Genomic DNA, 21,074 nt, shown 5'->3' with positions numbered 1-21,074 from the left:
AAATTTTAAATCCGATGATAGAAATAGTAGGCATTATTGTGATTGTTTATAGCGATTCGAGGGTGGTGGAAGCTCGATACAAGACCAATGCTGAATGGGCTCTTAAGGAGTACAGTGAACTAGAGTAGCTGTTATCGTAAGTCTCGCGTTAAGAGATAGGATATTTAATATCTAATCAAGATAAGCTACTAGTTATTGGCTTAAGTTGGGTGGTACCGCGAGTTACACACTTCGTCCCAATAAGGAAGGAGTGTGTTTTTTATTAAATAATATAATCCTCATATGCTTTCTGTGAGGGTTTTTTTATTGCAAATTGGAAAAGCGGCGGATATGTAACGAGGGTTTTGGAATAACAGCCGATTTTCCTGGGAACCTAGAAAACGGTAGGACACTAGGACACCGATTTTCTTACTATAAAATAAAGGGAGGATTTTACAATGAAACATGAATTTGGAAGATTTGGAGGACAATATGTACCTGATGTTGTTGTTACTGCTTTAAATGAGGTTGAACAAGCTTTTAATGAAGCTATTGCTGATCCGGAGTTCAAAAAAGAATATCTGTACTACATGAAAGACTTTGTTGGTAGACCAAGCACACTTTATTACGCTGAGAATTTAACGAAGCGCCTCGGTGGTGCGAAAATTTATTTAAAGCGCGAAGATTTAAATCATACGGGTGCACATAAAATTAACAACACAATTGGTCAAATTTTATTAGCAAAAAGAATGGGAAAAAAGAAAATAATTGCTGAAACAGGTGCTGGACAACATGGGGTTGCAACTGCAACTGCTGCAGCTATGTTTAACATGGAATGCGAAATATTTATGGGCAAAGAAGATACTGAAAGACAACGTTTAAATGTTTTTAGAATGGAGCTTCTTGGTGCAAAGGTAACTTCAGTAACAAGAGGTACACAAACCTTAAGTGATGCTGTAGATGAAGCAATTGAACAATGGGTAGGTAGAATTGATGATACATTTTACATAATTGGTTCAGTAGTTGGACCTCATCCATACCCAACGATGGTAAGAGAATTTCAAAAAATAATCGGTGAAGAAGCAATCAAACAAATAATGGAAAAAGAAAATCGTCTTCCAGATTACTGTATAGCATGTGTAGGTGGTGGAAGTAATGCAATTGGTTTGTTTGCAGAATTTATCTCTCATTCTGAGGTGAAACTCATTGGTGTTGAAGGTGCTGGAAAAGGTTTAGATACGGATATGCATGCAGCTACGATGACACTTGGTAAAGAAGGTGTTCTTCATGGTATGAATACGATCATGATTCAAGATGAAGATGGAAATGTGAAACCGGTATATTCGATTTCAGCAGGTTTGGATTACCCAGGTGTTGGGCCAGAGCATGCACATTACAAAGATATTGGTAGAATTCAATATGAAGCAGTAACCGATGAGGAGGCTGTAAAAGCATTTTTACTAATGTCACAAGTTGAAGGTATTATTCCAGCAATCGAAAGCTCACATGCTATTGCATATGCATTAAAATTTATTCCTACCTTATCAAAAGATGAAGTTGTCATTTTAAATGTTTCAGGACGTGGGGATAAAGATGTAGAAGCAATTGAACAATATATTCAAAACAACAATATTAGTTTAGTTCAAAAATAGAAAACATGGTATTTAATACTAAAGGTTTAAGTTTATATTAGATAAAAAATCATCAGTATGTTTTATATACATACTGATGATTCCAACTGTCGACAAAAGCATTTTTTCTGATAGGTGTATCATTTATTGGCAGTAAGTGTTCATTTTTCTGGCCTTACCCTTCGGCCGGTCTAGCGAAAAATGAACACTTACTGCCTTTTGTATTCATCTAGAAGAAAAAATGCTTTTATCTCTGTTTCGTTAATTGTTAATTAATTAGATTGTCGACAACCTTAAGCATTAGTATTGTATATAAAACATACTGATGCTTTTTTAAAAAATATGATATAATATAAATATATAGAAATTTAGTAGAAATAATAGGGAGTGAATTTTGAATGAACACATTAGGAAATCAAAAGAAGGCTTCAATTGGGCTGATCACTGGCTTTGCTATTTTATTTACACCTTTGTTTTTTGTTGGGATAGCAATTATAATTGGATCTCTAATTTATGCAGCGATTCAAAAGGGCGGCAGGAAACATGCGGATGAAAATGGTGAAGATACGATTTCGGAGCTCCTTCATCAAAGAGCAGCTAGGAAATTAGATACGGAAGGCTCTATCATGAAACATAATAGAACAAAAGAGTCATTTGAAAGAATGTCTAAGGAAGATGAAAAAAATTATTCTCACTACAAGAATATTAAGAATACGTATGAGCAGACAGTAACCCCTATTCTAATCAAAAAAAATAACTCAAATAAATGTGAGGTTTGTAGAACGATTCATACGAAACCAATTAAATATTGCGAGATATGTGGTGAATTATTTGGAGATGGATTGAAATGCACCTTTTGCAGTGTTAAGAATGAGTTGAATGCAGAATATTGTAAAAATTGTGGTGTTAAATTTAAAGGATAAGATAGGAGACTATAATGATGACAGAGAGATTTGAGAAACAAATAGAATTTATTATTGAGGTAGATCGGTTAAAAAGTATAATAAGACAGTCCTATTTAGTAGATGGTTCTAGAAGAGAAAATGATTCGGAGCACTCTTGGCATTTGGCCTTGATGGCTTTTATTTTGTCGGAGCATTCAAATAAGGAAATAGATGTATTAAAAGTAATAAAGATGGTAATTATTCACGATTTAGTAGAAATTGATGCTGGGGATACTTATGCGTATGACGAAATAGGAAATGAAGATAAGTATAGTAGAGAAGTTAAAGCGGCTGAGAGAATTTTCAACCTTTTACCAAAGGATCAAGCGCTAGAAATGAGAGCCCTTTGGGATGAATTTGAAGAGAGAGAGACGAACGAAGCTAAGTTTTCAGCAGCACTAGACCGTGTTCAACCAATTATCTTGAATTATATGAGTGAAGGGAAAGCTTGGATTCATCATGGAATATCAAGAACGCAAGTGGAAAAGAGAAATGAACATACGAAGGAAGGTTCTCAGGAACTATGGAATTATGTTGTTGAAATTATGGACAAGGCTGTTTCGAAAGAATATCTTACAAGTTAATTGTCCGGAAAACTTGACATATTGTGCTGAAAACTTTACAATAATATGACAAATTTGTAAATGTTGTTGATTGACGAGTATAGTTCAAAGTAGTATGATAAGAAATAGAATTTTAACGACTGAACAATGACGCTTAATTTAACCGAACGGAAACTGAAACTTCCATTCGGTTACGAGACTTTTACAAACGTAAAAGTCGAGTATCCTTGACATCATGGATTTAGGAGGGAAGCGCTTTTTTTGCGCAAAATTATGAAAGAACTCATACATTTAGGTGTAGATGTTGGATCTACAACTGTAAAAATTGTTGCATTGAATATAGACGGTAAACTGTTACACAGCAAATATGAAAGGCATTATTCTGATATTCGCGAAACAGTATTATCAATCATTAAAGAAACTTATTTACTATTTCCAAATAGTTTAATTACAATAACCGTAACGGGATCAGGTGGAATTTCTGTAGCAAAATGGTTAGAGATACCCTTTGTTCAGGAGGTTATTTCGTGTGCAAAAACAATCGAAAAGAGAATTCCAATAACAGATGTAGCCATTGAATTGGGTGGAGAAGATGCAAAGATTACTTATTTTGAGAAGTCTTCAATTGATCAAAGAATGAATGGTACCTGTGCAGGTGGTACAGGAGCCTTTATTGATCAAATGGCAGCATTGCTGCAAACAGATGCTATGGGACTTAATGAAATGGCAAGAAATCACAAACAAATTTATCCAATAGCTGCACGTTGTGGTGTTTTTGCAAAGACAGATGTGCAGCCACTTCTTAACGAAGGGGCTTCAAAGGAAGACATAGCTGCTTCCATATTTCAAGCTGTGGTAAATCAAACAATTAGTGGATTAGCTTGTGGAAAGCCGATAAGAGGACATGTTGCCTTTTTAGGAGGTCCTTTATACTTTTTATCTGAGCTTAGAGTTCGTTTTGTTGAAACACTTAAGCTTACAGAAGAACAGACGATTGTTCCTGAGCATTCTCAACTGTTTGTTGCTGTTGGTGCTGCACTGGAATCAATGACGGAAGAGCCTATTCCATTTGTTGAGGTATTACACAAAGCAGAAGTTCTGAAAACAGCGTCTAATCATGAGGTGAACAGACTACCTAAACTGTTTGAAGATGACAATGAATATAACGCATTTATGACTAGACACAAAAAAAATGTTGTGAAGACTAGGGAGCTAGCTTCCTACAAAGGGGGCTGTTATCTTGGTGTTGATGCAGGTTCAACCACAACAAAGATTGCCTTAATTAGCGAAGATGGAGAGCTTTTGTATTCTCATTATGGAAGTAATGAAGGTAAGCCGTTGGAATTAATTGTAGGAATTATTAAGGATATTTATAGTAAGCTTCCACGTGGAGTCAAAATATTAAATTCAACTGTTACAGGTTATGGCGAAGCGCTTATTAAAGCAGCACTTAAAATAGATATTGGAGAAATTGAAACGATAGCCCATTATAAATCAGCAGAATTTTTCTTGCCGGGTGTTGACTTTATTTTGGATATTGGTGGTCAGGATATGAAGTGCCTAAGAATTAAGGATGGAATTATTGACGATATCATGCTCAATGAAGCATGTTCTTCAGGCTGTGGTTCCTTCTTAGAAACTTTTGCGCATTCTCTTAAATTGGATATAAAAGATTTTGCTCAAGCAGCTCTAACTTCAGAAAATCCAGTTGACCTTGGTTCTAGATGTACTGTTTTTATGAATTCAAGAGTAAAACAAGCACAAAAAGAAGGAGCTACCGTAGGTGATATTTCTGCAGGTCTTTCTTATTCCGTAATAAAAAATGCAGTTCAAAAGGTTATTAAAATAAGAGATCCTAAGCTAATGGGAGAAAAAATCATTGTTCAAGGGGGTACCTTTTATAATGACGCTGTTTTGCGTGCTTTTGAAATCATATCAGAAAGAGAAGTAGTAAGACCGAATATTGCAGGTATAATGGGTGCGTTTGGCGCTGCCATTATTGCAATGGAGCGTTATGAGGAAGGTTATAAAACTACATTATTAGAAGTAGATACACTAGGAAAATTTGACTTTAATGTAGTTATGGAGCGTTGTGAATTATGTGGAAATCATTGCTTGTTAACAGTGAATCAATTTTCTGATGGAAGTAGGTTTGTATCCGGTAATCGTTGTGAAAAAGGTGCCGGAGAAGAAATTACAAATAAGGATTTGCCTAATCTATATGATTATAAATATAAACGTCTTTTTAAATATAAGCCTTTAAAAGAAAGCGAAGCGCCTAGAGGAGTTGTGGGCATTCCGAGAGTATTAAATCTATTTGAAAACTATCCTTATTGGTATACATTTTTTACTCGATTAGGATATAGAGTTGAGCTTTCTCCTACATCTAATAAAAAGATATATGAAGAAGGTATTGAAACGATTCCTTCCGAGTCTGCTTGTTATCCTGCAAAGATTGTTCATGGTCATATTATACATTTGATCAAACGTGGCGTTAAGTTTATTTTCTATCCTTGTATTCCATATGAAGTAAAAGAAAAGGAAGGGGCTGACAATAGTTATAATTGTCCAATTGTCACCTCCTATCCGGAAACAATTAAGCATAATGTTGATGAAGTGGAGCATTCAGATATCTTATTTATGAATCCATTTTTACCTATGGATGAGGATGAACGTTTAGCGCAGAGACTATATGAAGAATTCAAAGATTTAGGGATTAGTAAGACGGAAATTTTTGATGCCGCAAAAGCTGCATGGCAGGAAAAGCAGGCATTTAATCTTGACTTAGCATTAAAGGGTGAGGAAGTCCTTGAATATCTCAAACAAACAGGGAAAAAAGGAATTGTTTTAGCAGGAAGACCTTACCATATTGATCCGGAAATCAATCATGGGCTTACAAACATTATTACTACTTTGGGTATGGCCGTTCTTACAGAGGATTCAGTTGCACATTTAAATGATGCCATAAGACCGTTAAGGGTTCTTGATCAATGGGCGTATCATACAAGACTCTATGCTGCTGCTGAGGTTGTCGGAAATAATGACCTGTTAGAGCTAGTTCAATTAACTTCCTTTGGCTGTGGAGTTGATGCTGTTACAAGCGATCAGGTTCATGAAATATTACATCGACATGGTAAAATATTTACCCTAATTAAAATAGATGAAGGGAATAATTTGGGTGCGATTCGAATTAGGATGCGTTCTTTAAAGGCTGCAATGGATGAACGAATTAAAAGAGCAGTTATTCCGAAGAAGTTAGAAATTGAATCTGATAAGCTCATATTTACGAAACTGCATAAAGAAACGCATACAATTATTGCACCTCAAATGTCACCAATTCATTTTGATTTATATGAAGCTGCCTTCAAAAAGGAAGGATATCATGTTGTTATTCTACCTGATGTGGACACAGGTGCAATTGATGAAGGCTTGAAATATGTAAATAATGATGCTTGTTACCCATCAATTTTAGTAGTTGGACAAATAATGAAGGCATTAAAATCAGGAGAGTATGATTTGAATAATACATCTGTTTTCATTAGTCAAACAGGTGGAGGTTGTAGAGCATCAAATTACATTGGCTTTATTAGAAAGGCAATGAAGGATGCTGGAATAGATACTGTACCAGTTGTGTCGGTGAATGCCTCAGGTCTTGAATCTAATCCTGGATTTACGATTGACTTAAAGCTGATTCATTCTGCTGCACTTGCAACCATCTATGGAGATCTTTTTCTGAGAGTAACTCAAGCTACTCGACCTTATGAAAAAATAGTTGGGGCAACAGAAGCACTTCATAAAAAATGGCTACAAAAGGCTATTGCAAATTTAAAAAATGGGAACATATTTGAATTTAAGAAAAATTTGAAAGCTATTGTTAAAGAATTTGATAACCTGGAGAGATTGAATATTATTAAACCTAAAGTAGGTATTGTTGGAGAGATTCTTGTTAAGTATCATCCTACTGGCAACAATGAACTCGTTAAAGTACTAGAAGCTGAAGGCGTTGAGGTATGTGTGCCGGATTTGTTGGACTTTTTCTTGTATAGTGCATATAATGCAAAGTTTAAATATGAAAAGCTAAATGGTAAGAAAAAAACTTGGGTATATTCAAATTTATTTATTAAAATTGCAGAGCTTTACAGAAGCCCTGCAAAAAAAGCTCTCAAATCGAGCAAGCATTTTAATGCACCGACAACAATTGAAGAGAAAGCAAAACATGCGCAAGAGTTAATATCTTTAGGAAATCAAACAGGTGAAGGATGGTTTCTTACTGGTGAAATGGTAGAGCTTGTAAAACATGGTGTGGAAAATATCGTCTGTGTTCAACCCTTTGCTTGTTTACCGAATCATGTTGTTGGGAAGTCAATGATTAAACCAATAAGAAAGCAATATTCATATGCTAATATTGTTGCGATAGATTATGATCCAGGTGCAAGTGAGGTTAATCAATTAAATAGGATAAAGCTAATGTTATCTGTAGCATTTTCAAATTTAGAGAAAAAGAATATCATTAAAGAAGCAGTATTACCACCAGTTATTAAAGAAACAAATCTCGAAGAAATAAATTTAGATGAAACAAATCTCGAAGAAACAACGCAAAGAGTACAAGCATAAAAAGAAGGCTCACAAATATGGTGGGCCTTCTTTTTACTTGGTATTTGCGGCTTTTTTCTGTGGCTATCTTAATCGGTCATTTGAGTAGTTAGCTTAAAGAATTTACTCCTCACCATTAAAAGCTTCATTTGCTTGTTCTTCAGCTTGACTAATAATATCAGAGCTACTGGTCAATATTGCATCAAAGGATTGGTAATCCATTGCTTTTTGTAATGAAGGAATTTGAATTGTAACTAATCCATCTTTCATATACATTTTTATTACCAATGGGCCAGAGCCATCGGCTGATACATTGGGTTGAGTTGCAGTAATCGTACCACCATTTGCATCGGTTTTACCGGTTATTTCAATCCCTAGTTGACCGGAGCCACTCATGTTAGCTGTTATCAATGCCATCGATGTGCCATTGATTAAGGGTACTACTTTGGCATCGCCAGTAGCATCAGTACCGTAATTTGCATATTTATCTAAATCTAAGTTTACTACATCAAATTCAACATCTTGAGCTTGTAGAGAAACGCTAAAACCACCTAATCCTTGGATAGGAGCATCAGTAAGACCGCTTATTTGAGATGCATCTAATCCATAATTTAAGGATATATTACCGTGATAGGTACCTTCTAGTCCATCTTCATTTGTGGCAAATAGAACAAGTGTGTATTTGGTTTCAAATCCACTCGTTTTGTCAGTAACGGTAACAGTGTCATTGCAATAGATTGCATGTTGGCCAGAAGTTTCGTTCTTATCCTTGTCATCATTTTCATCTTTATCTTTATCTTCTTCATCTTCCTCTTCGTCGCCATCACCAGGGCCTTCATCTTCATCGTCGCTAGAGTTTCCACCAAGATCCAAGCTAGCTTCTTTGTCTTTATCCTTTTCTTCTAATAAATCCTTAAGACCACAAGAGGTTAACATGAATATCAAAAGTGTGCAAAGAAATAGTACTGTTATTTTTTTCACTAAACAATCCTCCTCATTGGTAAATTGATTCACTTATATTTACTCGTATGTCACTTCGCCATCTGCAACCTTTATTGTTAAAGCAGTAGTAAAGTCTTTTGCCAAATCTTCAGCAGATACATCACCATGATCAAACAAGGAAGTGTAGTTGAAGTCCACAACTGGTTCTCCAGATGCGATAATCGCAGTTAAAGAATCTGTAGTTGAGCGTAAGAACAAGCAACTTTGTCCGTCAGATGAAGTTTCACTATTGTAAGTAATGTGTTGAACTAAAAACGTTCCATGCTTTAAACGAGCAATTTCCATAACAGTTTTTGAAATAAGATTGCCCTCTCTTGTAGTGGTATCTTCTGAAACGAGAATATTTTTTTTAGTATCTAAATATCCTGTTGATGTAACAGTATCACCTTTTAAACTACCAAATCCATCTTCTTCGTATGTATTCGTATAACCAAATTTAATTTTGTCTCCATCGAGTTCTTTTGTTGCTTCAAACCCACTAAACATGAGGTTGCCAGTTACTTTTTTATCCTTTGATCCAGTTAAATCAAGTGCATCATAGGCAGGTATTTCCATAATTGTTAAGTCAGCAGTATACAATCCCATGATATCCCAAATAACAGCATCTGGTTGCTCAGACTCGTCGATAAGATCGATGGTAGGTGTCTTTGTGTTTAAATAGTCAGTAATAAAAGTGGATAATCCAGTTTTAAAATCATAATCACCTTTTGAAATGCTAAGACTAGAGGAACTATCCTCACTTTCATCATCATCATCATCTTGGTTTTCGTCTTCACTTTCTTCATCATCGTCTTGGTTTTCTTCAACACGATCTTCTTCATCTGAATCCTTATCCTTAGCTTTATCCTTATTACATGAAGAGAATGATAATACTAAAATCATACATAGTAAAAGCAATGCAAGTTTTTTCATAAAATAAACCCCCTAATTAGATGTTAATATTTGGAAATAGTTATTTCCATATTATTATCTTAAGATAATAATAATTAAATGTCAAATTATTTGATTTAAAGTTATAGAAATGTTTTTTGATTTGGCGAATAAAATGGATTATAATAATAAAAATGGAGTAATTCATATGATTGTAATGCAAAACGAGTATAATCGCCGTAATGCTGTTATTTATGCAACTACATATGGGATGAATGCAAATCCACGATATCCGTACTATAAAGGAGATGACTGTACCAATTTTGTATCCCAATGCTTGCAGGCAGGTGGGTGTAAAAATCATTTTCATGCTACACATCCATGGTGGTGTATTGGTAAAAAAACCTCGATTTGTTGGTCTGTTGCAGCATCTTTATATTGGTACATTAAGGTATGTACAAAAGAGAATAGCTTTGGAATTAAAGCTAAAACTATAATTATTGAAGGAAATGATGCATATTCTGCTAGTATTGCTGAGCTACTAATGCCAGGAGACGTAATACAATATCTTAATAGAAAAAATCGCATTCAACATTCTGCAATTATAACAGGATTTGAGATTGTGGAAGGCCTACGTCAACCACTTATTTCTCAGCATACTTATGAAGCGGTGAATATTCCGTGGAAGAAAGATCATAAAAAAACCATCTTCCATCACATCATTGACATAAATTAAGAGTATATTGTATTATTATATAGAAGTATATATGTAAGTGCTTTGAAGAAAAATACTATTAGGAGATGATTTAATGAAAAAGCTGATTGTTAGTATTCTATTATGCGCATTCATCGTTGTCGGATGTAGATCAAATGACATAAAAGAAAAAGTCAATGTTGATGAACAAAAGAATGAAGATACGTCAAGTGAAGATGAAGTTAAAGAAGATGAAGTAATTGAAGAAGGTGAAGATTCGGAGGAAGGTACAAAGGAAGAAGAAAATGTTCTTTATTATATAGATAAGCTTAAAGACAAAAAGTTTGTTTCTACCTATGGAGATGAACAGGAACCAAGTGTATGGTATACAGCTGCAGAGGAATTAGGCACAATTGGAAAGCCTTCGATTCCATATCTGATTGAAAATTTAGAGACTACAGACACATATGAAAAAGGATTAACTCTCTATGCATTACTTCTAGCGTCTCAAGATGAAAGCTTAAGAGAAATAACAAATGGGGAATATATAGAAGCAGGGTTAACCTTTAATGAAAAAGAACAAGCTGAATTTACAGAAGTAGCACTGAAGTGGTGGGATAAATATAAAGATAAATTTTGATAGCAAATACAACTAAGTAATCTAAAGACGATAGGAAGGATCACTTTTAAGGAGAATATTTTGAAAGCCATAATACTAGGGATTTTTGCATCAATGTTTTTTGCAATGTCTTTTATAATGAATAGAGCAATGGAACTTTCGGGCGGTAACTGGATTTGGAGTGCCGCCCTTAGGTACTTTTTTATGTTGCCGTTTCTTGTAGTTTTAGTAGTAGTAAGGGGAAATTTGAAAGTACTAATCATACATATGAGACAACAATTATTTCAGTGGATTATTTGGAGTACAATAGGATTTGGGTTATTTTATGCGCCACTATGTTTTTCGGCTGCATATGGGCCATCATGGTTAGTAGCGAGTATGTGGCAATTAACAATTATTACGGGTACTTTATTAGTCCCCTTTTTTTATAAAGAAAGTGAAGTAAATGGGCAATTTATAAAGTATAGACAGAAAATTCCGATTAAGGGTCTCCTGTTTTCGGCGATTATTCTATTAGGGATTGCAGTGATACAAATAGAACAAATGAATACTCTTTCTTTAAAAGAATTGCTTTTTGGAATATTTCCAGTTGTTATTGCGGCTTTTTCTTATCCCTTGGGTAATCGTAAAATGATGGAAGTGTGTAATCATCAACTTGATACGTTTCAAAGAGTTCTTGGTATGACGATTGCAAGTATGCCTTTTTGGATTGTTTTAGCTATTATTGGATTTGCTAGGGTTGGAGCACCAAGTGTTTCTCAGATGAGCCAATCAATCATTGTTGCTGTGAGTTCAGGAGTTATTGCTACACTGCTATTTTTTTCAGCTACAGATTTAGCCAAAGGTGAAGTTCATAAACTTGCTGCAATTGAGGCAACACAAGCTGGAGAAGTCATTTTTGCACTCATGGGAGAAATCTTTATATTGAAAGGTGTGTTACCTTCTGGTTTTTCAATTGTCGGAATGATTATTGTAATTATAGGTATGATTTTACATAGTTTTGCCACAAATAGCAGGAAAGAGAAAAAAGAAATTTTTTTTGAATGATTTAATAAAATTGTTGAAAAAAGATAAGGAATGTAATAATATAGTAGTAAGGATATCTTGGGAATAATGGGAGGATAAAATGGATTTAAAAGAAAAACACACGCTACAACCAATGAAGAAATATGCAGCTGTTTGTGGGCTGTTCTGTCCATCTTGTACAATTTTTATTGGAACCCATGACGACCCTGAAAGATTGAAAAACCTTGCCGAAAGCAATGGAGTCAATCCAGATGAATTTAGCTGTGAAGGTTGTCATTCGGAAAATAAGACAGGACATTGTAAAACGTGTAAAATTATTGAGTGTGCATCCATGAAAGGTATTGAGTTTTGTGTTGAATGTAAAGATTATCCTTGTTATGTGATTGATGAATTTCAAGCTGTTTTACCACATCGAATTGAAGTGCATGATTCTCAAGCAACAATTAAAGAGATTGGGTTTGAAAAATGGTTCGAAAAGATGACAGGTCATTATGCATGTGACGCGTGCAACGCCATTAATTCAGCTTATGATATGCATTGCAGAGTATGTGGAAATTCTCCAGGAAATGAATACGTTCGAAGGAATGTTGATGAAATGCTTGAAAGGTTTTAATCATAGGTACCCAATAGGGTGCTTTTTTCTTGTCACCTCTTATGAATGTATGCTATAATTGAAAGGTTACTTTTTTTATTAACGAATATTTTATTGTTATTAATAAATAATAAATAAAAGTGTTTAATAATTTTTGATTGAAAGGCATATTAGGACTTGCTTTAAGGGGGTCTAAAATGAGCTTAAAGTTTTAGGAGGATATACGTGAAAGATATATTTAAATCAGGCTTCGTAACAATTATAGGAAGACCAAATGTTGGTAAATCAACTTTAATGAACCAATTGATAGGCCAGAAAATTTCCATAATGTCAAATAAGCCACAAACAACAAGAAATAGAATTCAGACGATTATTACTACAGAACAAGGACAAATTATTTTTATAGATACACCAGGTATTCATGAAGCCAGACATAAGCTTGGAAGTTACATGAATGAGACAGCTGAATCTACTATGAATGAAGTAGATATTATCTTATGGTTAGTAGAACCTGATAAAAAAATTGGTAAAGGTGATTCTCATATTATTGACATGCTAAAAAATGTGAAAACGCCGGTTATATTAGTGATTAATAAAATTGATACGATCGAAAAACCAGTAATATTAGAAGTAATGAATGCGTATAAGGATAAATATAATTTTGCAGAAATAATCCCTGTCTCTGCCTTGAAAACTGAAAATGTTGAAGCCATTACAGAAGCGATTTTTAAGTATCTTGAAGAGGGACCACAGTTTTTTCCTGAGGATATGATTACAGATCAGCCAGAGAGACAAATTGTTGCAGAGTTAATTAGAGAAAAAGCTTTAAAATTACTTCAACAGGAAATACCACATGGTATTGCTGTTGTTATTGATCAAATGAAGGATAGAGAAGATCAAAATATAATGGATATAGATGCTACCATAGTATGCGAAAAAGATTCTCATAAAGGGATGATTATTGGTAAGCACGGCGAAATGTTAAAAAAAATAGGATCTATGGCAAGACGAGATATGGAATCTTTGTTAGGAACAAAAGTGAATCTGAAAATTTGGGTTAAGATCAAAAAAGATTGGCGAGATAGTGATTTTTTATTACGTAATTTTGGTTATAGTCATAACAATAGGAACTAGAAATAGCGGTTTTATCATGTCAAGCTATTTTTTAGAAAAGTATATAGTAATTTTTACACAGTATATATATTTCATGTCGGGACAACCTATAAACATAGTTAGAATAAATTATGTAAATAGGGGGCATTGTCATGAATGAAAGAATTTTATGGGAACGATTTAAAAAAACTGGGAAGATTGAAGACTACTTATCCTACACAGCATGTAAGCGTGAATTACAAGAATATAGAAAAATTACCTTAGGTCAAGTTAAATAAAATATCCATGGAATAACGCAAGCTTAATAAACAGCTTGCGTTATATTATTATGATAAGTATTTTTATTAGCACAGCCGTTTTTCTTGTGATATAATATATACAGTTTAGAGAGAAGGGATAATATGGGAAATGAGATAGTAACGAAGGCTTTGGTTTTGCATGAAATGCCTATTGGGGATTATGATAAGCGATTGATTCTGCTAACTAAGGACTATGGTAAAATTACTGCTTTTGCTAAGGGAGCTAAAAAGTCTAAAAGCAAGTTATTAGCCGGTAGTCAGGTTTTTTGTTACGGAGACTTTCATATTTATAAGGGTAAGAATACTTATAATGTCAACCAAGTAATCTTAATTGAACCTTTTCACAATCTTCGCAAAAGTATTGATGCACTTACATACGGCTTATATATATTAGAATTCATTGAATTTATTTCTGTTGAAAACAATACGGATCATGAGATTATGAAACTAGTACTAAAAACCCTTAAACAATTAGAACTCGGTCATATTGATTTAGAACTTATAGTGAAGATCTTTGAATTAAAAGCAATGAGCTATATGGGACTTTCACCGTGGGTAACCAATTGTATTATATGTAATTCAACTGAGAACCTCAACTTCTTTAACTCTAAAGACGGTGGTATTTTGTGCGATGAATGTATGAATGATAAGAATGCCATTTTAATCAATAAGGGTACCCAATATACACTTGAGTATATTTTGGAATATCCAATTGAACAATTGTTTAAGTTTGAGTTAGATCACGTTACATTTGATCAATTTAAACTTGTTATGAAGCAATTTATTGATTATAATTTAAATAAGAAGTTCAAGACCTTGGATTTTTTGAAACTAGAATATTAACCATTGTCAATCACCAATGGTCATATATATCAGAGTATTTATGTTACGAATACTCATATTATTAGATTATATTAGGAGGGAAAAGGATGGCTGATTTTTTTAATAAAGTAAAAAAAGGTTTTAACAAAGGAACTACCGTTATTAGCGTTAAATCCTCAACAATGATGGAAACCAACAAGTTAAAAGGAGAAATCTCATCATTAAAGAAAGAAAAGACTGAGATTTTTACAGCTACTGGAGAAAAGTTTTACACGATGAAAAAAGAAGGTAGCGTGAATATTCAAGAGCTTGAGACAGTAATTGCTAGATCATTTGAGATTGACCAGTTAATAGAACAAAAAGAGCATGGAATCGAAGAAGCTATTAAAAAACAAGAAGATACCTTAAATTCACTAGATGAAGAAAGCGACGATGAAGATAAGATTATATGTAGTTGTGGAGCGTCTGTAGCTATGGAAGTGAAATTTTGCCCCAAATGTGGTAATAAGATGGATTATGTAGAGCAAGAGGTTGTTGTTGAAGTGGTGAATGAAGAAGACGTACAAGAAGAAGTTGTATCTGAGGATATCACTTGTGAATGTGGGGCTACGTTACCTGCTGGTACAGTTTTTTGCGTGCAATGTGGTAGAAAAGTTAACTAATATGAAAAAGCATATGGTTTTAATGACATCAGTTTTGATGCTAATGGTACTTCTTGCTGGATGTTATCAACCCATTAAGAATTATAAGCAGGATATCCATAAGATTGCAATTCCTAATTCATTAGAAGAGATGGAAGTGCTCTCGAGTGAATGCACGCAGAGATTGAATGACATTATTTTAGATTCTTCTTCTCAACAGTTTTCCGATTTTAATGAAAAATTAGAATTCTTAGGTTATCATGATCTAGAAACGAGTATAAACAATCTAAAGGACCTTTTACAAAAAACGCTTCTAAGTTGTGAGGAACTGAAAATCACAGATCAATACATTGCAATACATCAAATGCTTCTTGATATATTATCGAAGTATAAGGAAGAAATTTACTATTTAGATGAAGTAGCAAAGGCAAACAAGGATATACTTAAAATGCATTATGATGTTCAAAGTTTTAATGATCAAATTCTTGAAGTTACCTTATCGGGAAAACCAACTTCTATAGAGTATAAAACAGCACTTGAAGATTTTGTAAAAGCGAATCATGACTTGCTGAAATTGTTTGATAATGAATATGCTAAGGCTGTTTTAAGTGGGGCTTCGTTAGATGAAAAATCAATGATTGTTTCAATAAAAGAAGCTAGAGACCTAATAGAAGATTTGAGGCTTATTCAGACGTTTAATCATACAGATGGTATCATTCATAACTTGTTAATTCAAATGTACGAACGCATACTAGATATGTATGATTATACATTGAATCATAAAGAAATAATTGAATGGAGCAATCAATATAAAAGTTTTTCAGACTATGCAGAGGTTCAAAAGCAAAGTATAACTAGGGATATGAAAGAGTGGGAAAAGGCAATTGACATACTAGAATAGACTTGACACAATAATCTATATTTGGTATAATTTTTCCGAAAATTAAATGATATTTGCGTTGATAAAGAAGAGTAATTATATTCATTTCGTTTAAGCGAACTTAGGATGGTGGAAGCTAAGTCGAAGGAATTAATGAAGGCACTTTGGAGCAGTTTAATACCTTAAACATAGGTAGCATAGAGTGGATACAAGTTGTTTGTATCAAAGAGGGTGGAACCGCGGAAGAAAGCATTCTTTCGTCCCTTGTTAGGGACACAAGAATGCTTTTTTATTGTCTAAGAAAGAAAATCGCTAAGTAATTTGCACTGAATGTTAGTAGATAATTGTATAGAAAATTAAATGGGAAAAGGATGGTCATTATGGAAAAAACAATGGAAAAGGTTGTTGCTTTGGCAAAGGCTAGAGGTTTTGTATATCCTGGTTCAGAAATTTACGGGGGTCTAGCAAATACTTGGGATTATGGTCCTCTTGGTGTAGAGCTTAAGAATAACGTGAAGAAAGCTTGGTGGCAGAAGTTTGTTAAGGAAAGCCCTTATAATGTGGGGGTGGATTGTGCTATCCTTATGAATCCACAAACTTGGGTTGCATCAGGACATGTTGGAGGCTTTAGTGATCCGTTAATGGATTGTAAGTCATGTAATGAACGTTTTAGAGCGGATCAACTTATTGAAGCATATTTAAAAGAACAAAATCAAGTGGCGGAGGATGCAGTAGATTCTTGGTCAAATGAAAAAATGAAGAATTTTGTTGATGAAAAAGGCATTGTTTGCCCAACTTGTGGAGAAAAGAATTTTACAGACATTAGACAATTCAATTTAATGTTTAAGACTTTTCAAGGTGTAACTGAGGATGCAAAAAATACAGTATTTCTAAGACCAGAAACAGCGCAAGGGATTTTTGTTAACTTCAAAAATGTTCAAAGAACATCAAGAAAGAAAATACCATTTGGAATTGGTCAAATTGGCAAGTCTTTTAGAAATGAAATTACGCCAGGTAACTTTACTTTTAGAACTAGAGAATTCGAACAAATGGAGTTAGAATTTTTCTGTGAACCAGGTAAAGATCTAGAGTGGTTTTCATACTGGAAAGATTTCTGTACAAATTGGTTGCTAAATCTTGGACTTAAGAAAGATAGCATAAGAGTAAGAGATCATAGCGCAGAAGAATTATCTCATTATAGCAACGCTACAAGTGATATTGAGTATATGTTTCCTTTTGGTTGGGGTGAATTATGGGGTATTGCAGATCGTACTGATTTTGACCTTAAAGCACATCAAGAGCATTCGGGACAAGATATGACTTATTTTGATGATGTTACCAAAGAAAAATACACTCCTTATTGTATTGAACCATCTCTTGGAGCAGACCGTGTAACATTAGCATTCTTATGTGAAGCATATGATGAAGAGGAATTGGAAGATGGGGATGTACGTACTGTACTTAGATTTCATCCTGCACTAGCACCTGTTCAAGTTGCAGTTTTTCCATTATCTAAAAAGCTTAATGAAGAAGCTGAAAAGCTATATGAGCTATTAGGAAAACATTACAATGTTGAATTTGATGATCGAGGAAGTATTGGTAAGAGATATAGACGTCAAGATGAAATTGGTACTCCATTTTGCCTAACAGTTGATTTTGAGACAGCTGAAGACGGTGCTGTTACGATTAGAGATAGAGACACGATGCAGCAAGAAAGAGTTAAGATTGTCGACCTTCTTCATTATTTTGAAGATAAATGTTCGTTTTAACCTTTAAAAAAGAATTGCAAAGTTAAAATAGGGGTATCCTATTAAATAAAATTCACTAAAATTCTTGCAATTACACAAAAAAGTTGTACAAATGTTTTAAATCGAATAGACGAAGTAAAAAATACTCAAAAAATACTTCTAATTCATGGTATATATGATATAATATACTTCGGGCTAATTCCAGAATTACCCAAAAATAAACAATAAAGCGGCAAATTTATTGATTCATTACAAAGCGTACACATAATAAATTTGGGGAAAAAGTTACTAATAGAATTTCATTCTATTAAAATAATACAAAATCTTAGGAGGTATACATTCAATGAGCAACAAATATGTTTATATGTTCAATGAAGGCGACGCATCAATGAAGAATCTTCTTGGTGGTAAAGGCGCTAACTTAGCTGAAATGACTATTCTTGGACTTCCAATCCCACAAGGATTTACAGTTACAACAGAAGCATGTACAAAATACTATGATGATGGTAAGGTAATTGCAGATTTAATATTAGGACAAATTGATGACGGTATTAAAGCATTAGAAAAAATATCCGACAAAAAATTTGGTGATGTGAATATGCCATTACTAGTATCAGTTCGTTCAGGATCAAGAGCTTCAATGCCTGGTATGATGGACACAGTACTTAACCTTGGACTTAATGATATATCCGTAGAAGGTTTTGCAAAAGGTACAGGCAATCCAAGATTTGCATATGACTCTTATAGAAGATTTATTCAAATGTTCTCTGATGTTGTTAAAGGCCTATCAAAACACAAATTTGAAAGAATTTTAGATGACATTAAAGAAGCTAAAGGCTTTGAAAATGACCTTGAATTAAGTGCAGAAGACTTAAAAGATGTAATTAATGCTTACAAAGCGTATTATAAAGAACAATTAAATACAGAGTTCCCTCAAGATCCTAGAGAACAATTAATGGCATCAGTAGAAGCTGTATTTGGTTCATGGAATAATGAAAGAGCAGTTATCTATAGAAGAATGAATGATATACCTGGTGACTGGGGAACAGCAGTAAATGTTCAAGCAATGGTATTTGGTAATATGGGAGACGGTTCTGGTACTGGAGTTGCCTTTACTAGAAATCCATCTACTGGAGAAAAATTAATTTACGGTGAATACTTATTAAATGCACAAGGTGAAGACGTTGTTGCAGGTATTAGAACACCAGAACCAATAACAAGATTAGAAAAAGATATGCCAGAAGCTTACGCAGAATTTATGGCTATTGCGACTAAGCTTGAAAATCATTACAAAGATATGCAAGATATGGAGTTCACCATCGAAAAAGGAACACTTTACTTCTTACAAACACGTAATGGTAAAAGAACTGCTCAAGCAGCACTAAGAATTGCTGTTGAGTTAGTAGAAGAAGGCTTAGCAACACCTAAAGAAGCTTTAATGAAGGTTGATCCTAAGCAATTAGATCAATTATTACATCCAAACTTTGATGTAGCTGCTCTTAAAGCTGCAACAGTTGTTGGATCAGGGTTAGCTGCATCTCCTGGTGCTGCTGCAGGTAAAGTTTATTTTACAGCAGAAGACGCTGTTGCAGCTGCAAAAAAAGGTGAAAGAGTTATCTTAGTTAGACTTGAAACTTCACCTGAAGACATTGAAGGTATGGCTGCTGCAAAAGGTATCTTAACAGTTCGTGGTGGTATGACATCTCATGCAGCAGTAGTTGCACGTGGTATGGGTACTTGCTGTGTATCTGGTTGTGGAGATATTAAAATTAATGAAGAAGCGAAAACATTCACAATTGCCGGTCAAACAGTGAAAGAAGGCGATTATATTTCATTAGATGGTACAGCAGGTACTATTTATATTGAAGATATTAAAACAGTTGATCCTGAAATTAGTGGTCACTTCAAAACATTTATGGCATGGGCAGATGAGTTCAGAACATTAAAAGTAAGAACAAACGCTGACAGTCCTAAAGACGCAATCAATGCGGTTGAGTTTGGCGCTGAAGGTATTGGCTTATGTCGTACTGAGCATATGTTCTTTGAAGAAGATAGAATTCCAAAAATTAGAAAAATGATCGTTTCTAAATCAATCGAAGAAAGAAAAGCTGCGTTAGAAGAATTAATACCTTTCCAAAAAGGTGACTTCAAAGGTATGTATGAAGCACTTAAAGGTATGCCTATGACAGTTCGTTTGCTTGACCCACCATTACATGAGTTCTTACCTCATGCAGAGGACGATATTAGAAACTTAGCAAAAGATATGGGCTTAACTTTTGAAGAATTGAAAGAAACAGTAGATAGTTTACATGAATTTAACCCAATGTTAGGTCATAGAGGTTGCCGTTTAGCAGTAACTTATCCAGAAATTGCTGAAATGCAAGCTAGAGCAATCATTGAAGCTGCACTTGAAGTTAAGAAAGAAAAAGGCTTTGATATCGTTCCTGAGATTATGATTCCACTTGTATGTGAAATCAAAGAATTGGTATATGTAAAGAAAGTTGTTGTTGAAGCAGTTGAAAAAGCCATTGCTGCATCTGGAATTGAAATGAAATACATGGTTGGTACTATGATTGAAATTCCTAGAGCTGCATTACTTGCAGATGAAATTGCAAAAGAAGCTGAATTCTTCTCCTTTGGTACAAATGACTTAACTCAAATGACATTTGGCTTTTCTAGAGATGATGCTGGTAGCTTCTTAGATGATTACTACAAAAAATCAATCTTTGAATCCGACCCATTTGGAAGATTAGATCAATCAGGTGTTGGACAATTGGTTCAAATGGCTTGTGATAAAGGAAGAAAAGTTAGACCAAACATTAAGTTAGGTATTTGTGGAGAGCACGGTGGAGACCCATCTTCAATCGAATTCTGCCATAATATTGGACTTGATTATGTTTCCTGTTCACCATTTAGAGTGCCAATCGCTAGACTTGCTGCTGCTCAAGCTGCAATTAAATCTGGTAAATAATTAGATTTTATTTAAAGCCTCTCAGACTTTTGAGAGGCTTTATTACTAAGATAAGGTAGTGGGTACAATAATTGTAAATAGTTATAA

General features: G+C 34.1%; 16 protein-coding genes. 14 read left to right on the top strand and 2 right to left on the bottom strand.

Going from position 1 to position 21,074, the window contains the following annotated elements; all coding sequences use genetic code 11:
• Nucleotides 1-437 precede the first annotated feature (437 nt).
• The 4 genes from trpB to CVU84_05265 all read left to right on the top strand — a co-directional run bounded on the left by trpB (nt 438) and on the right by CVU84_05265 (nt 7,731).
• On the top strand, nt 438-1,631 hold the full coding sequence (gene trpB, locus CVU84_05280; GenBank protein PKM95480.1) for a tryptophan synthase subunit beta: 1,194 nt from the start codon (nt 438-440) through the stop codon (nt 1,629-1,631).
• A 377-nt stretch (nt 1,632-2,008) separates the two neighbouring features.
• On the top strand, nt 2,009-2,533 hold the full coding sequence (locus CVU84_05275; GenBank protein ID PKM95479.1) for a hypothetical protein: 525 nt from the start codon (nt 2,009-2,011) through the stop codon (nt 2,531-2,533).
• 17 nt (nt 2,534-2,550) lie between these two features.
• A complete protein-coding gene (locus CVU84_05270) occupies nt 2,551-3,138 on the top strand; it encodes a hypothetical protein (GenBank protein PKM95478.1) in 588 nt (195 codons plus the stop codon).
• A gap of 252 nt (nt 3,139-3,390) precedes the next feature.
• The gene (locus CVU84_05265; protein PKM95477.1) at nt 3,391-7,731 is read left to right on the top strand and encodes a 2-hydroxyglutaryl-CoA dehydratase; all 4,341 of its coding nucleotides are present in this window, start codon (nt 3,391-3,393) and stop codon (nt 7,729-7,731) included.
• A 102-nt stretch (nt 7,732-7,833) separates the two neighbouring features.
• Here the strand turns inward: CVU84_05265 and CVU84_05260 are convergent, their stop codons facing one another.
• Entirely contained in the window at nt 7,834-8,691 is an 858-nt protein-coding gene (locus tag CVU84_05260; protein ID PKM95476.1) for a hypothetical protein, read from the bottom strand.
• 39 nt (nt 8,692-8,730) lie between these two features.
• Nucleotides 8,731-9,624: a hypothetical protein gene (locus CVU84_05255; protein PKM95475.1), complete on the bottom strand. Its 894-nt coding sequence runs from the start codon at nt 9,622-9,624 to the stop codon at nt 8,731-8,733.
• A 109-nt stretch (nt 9,625-9,733) separates the two neighbouring features.
• On the opposite strand from CVU84_05255, the gene CVU84_05250 reads away from it, so the two are divergent.
• The 10 genes from CVU84_05250 to CVU84_05205 all read left to right on the top strand — a co-directional run bounded on the left by CVU84_05250 (nt 9,734) and on the right by CVU84_05205 (nt 20,987).
• A complete protein-coding gene (locus CVU84_05250) occupies nt 9,734-10,318 on the top strand; it encodes a methylase (protein PKM95474.1) in 585 nt (194 codons plus the stop codon).
• A 73-nt stretch (nt 10,319-10,391) separates the two neighbouring features.
• On the top strand, nt 10,392-10,916 hold the full coding sequence (locus tag CVU84_05245) for a hypothetical protein (protein ID PKM95473.1): 525 nt from the start codon (nt 10,392-10,394) through the stop codon (nt 10,914-10,916).
• A 60-nt stretch (nt 10,917-10,976) separates the two neighbouring features.
• Nucleotides 10,977-11,942, top strand: a complete 966-nt coding sequence (locus CVU84_05240; protein PKM95472.1) for a hypothetical protein — start codon at nt 10,977-10,979, stop codon at nt 11,940-11,942.
• A gap of 79 nt (nt 11,943-12,021) precedes the next feature.
• Complete coding sequence (locus CVU84_05235; protein ID PKM95471.1) at nt 12,022-12,534, top strand: hypothetical protein; 513 nt, start codon at nt 12,022-12,024, stop codon at nt 12,532-12,534.
• 204 nt (nt 12,535-12,738) lie between these two features.
• On the top strand, nt 12,739-13,647 hold the full coding sequence (locus CVU84_05230; protein PKM95470.1) for a GTPase Era: 909 nt from the start codon (nt 12,739-12,741) through the stop codon (nt 13,645-13,647).
• Nucleotides 13,648-14,027: 380 nt separating this feature from the next.
• On the top strand, nt 14,028-14,768 hold the full coding sequence (locus CVU84_05225) for a DNA repair protein RecO (GenBank protein PKM95469.1): 741 nt from the start codon (nt 14,028-14,030) through the stop codon (nt 14,766-14,768).
• 86 nt (nt 14,769-14,854) lie between these two features.
• Nucleotides 14,855-15,409, top strand: coding sequence for a hypothetical protein (locus CVU84_05220; GenBank protein ID PKM95468.1), 555 nt, complete (start codon nt 14,855-14,857; stop codon nt 15,407-15,409).
• Between the two features lies 1 nt (nt 15,410).
• Nucleotides 15,411-16,289, top strand: a complete 879-nt coding sequence (locus tag CVU84_05215) for a hypothetical protein (GenBank protein ID PKM95467.1) — start codon at nt 15,411-15,413, stop codon at nt 16,287-16,289.
• A 359-nt stretch (nt 16,290-16,648) separates the two neighbouring features.
• Nucleotides 16,649-18,037, top strand: coding sequence for a glycine--tRNA ligase (locus tag CVU84_05210; GenBank protein ID PKM95466.1), 1,389 nt, complete (start codon nt 16,649-16,651; stop codon nt 18,035-18,037).
• Between the two features lie 322 nt (nt 18,038-18,359).
• The gene (locus CVU84_05205; protein PKM95465.1) at nt 18,360-20,987 is read left to right on the top strand and encodes a pyruvate, phosphate dikinase; all 2,628 of its coding nucleotides are present in this window, start codon (nt 18,360-18,362) and stop codon (nt 20,985-20,987) included.
• Nucleotides 20,988-21,074 lie beyond the last annotated feature (87 nt).

It is taken from the genome of Firmicutes bacterium HGW-Firmicutes-1, assembly GCA_002841625.1.
Classification (GTDB): domain Bacteria; phylum Bacillota; class Clostridia; order Lachnospirales; family Vallitaleaceae; genus HGW-1.
This window is presented reverse-complemented; position numbering and strand designations above follow the sequence as displayed.

Coding starts and splice junctions, on each gene's coding strand:
- trpB (PKM95480.1), top strand. CDS start 438: ATGAAACATGAATTTGGAAGATTTGGAGGACAATATGTACCTGATGTT.
- CVU84_05275 (PKM95479.1), top strand. CDS start 2,009: ATGAACACATTAGGAAATCAAAAGAAGGCTTCAATTGGGCTGATCACT.
- CVU84_05270 (PKM95478.1), top strand. CDS start 2,551: ATGACAGAGAGATTTGAGAAACAAATAGAATTTATTATTGAGGTAGAT.
- CVU84_05265 (PKM95477.1), top strand. CDS start 3,391: ATGAAAGAACTCATACATTTAGGTGTAGATGTTGGATCTACAACTGTA.
- CVU84_05255 (PKM95475.1), bottom strand. CDS start 9,624: ATGAAAAAACTTGCATTGCTTTTACTATGTATGATTTTAGTATTATCA.
- CVU84_05250 (PKM95474.1), top strand. CDS start 9,734: ATGTTTTTTGATTTGGCGAATAAAATGGATTATAATAATAAAAATGGA.
- CVU84_05245 (PKM95473.1), top strand. CDS start 10,392: ATGAAAAAGCTGATTGTTAGTATTCTATTATGCGCATTCATCGTTGTC.
- CVU84_05235 (PKM95471.1), top strand. CDS start 12,022: ATGGATTTAAAAGAAAAACACACGCTACAACCAATGAAGAAATATGCA.
- CVU84_05225 (PKM95469.1), top strand. CDS start 14,028: ATGGGAAATGAGATAGTAACGAAGGCTTTGGTTTTGCATGAAATGCCT.
- CVU84_05220 (PKM95468.1), top strand. CDS start 14,855: ATGGCTGATTTTTTTAATAAAGTAAAAAAAGGTTTTAACAAAGGAACT.
- CVU84_05215 (PKM95467.1), top strand. CDS start 15,411: ATGAAAAAGCATATGGTTTTAATGACATCAGTTTTGATGCTAATGGTA.
- CVU84_05210 (PKM95466.1), top strand. CDS start 16,649: ATGGAAAAAACAATGGAAAAGGTTGTTGCTTTGGCAAAGGCTAGAGGT.
- CVU84_05205 (PKM95465.1), top strand. CDS start 18,360: ATGAGCAACAAATATGTTTATATGTTCAATGAAGGCGACGCATCAATG.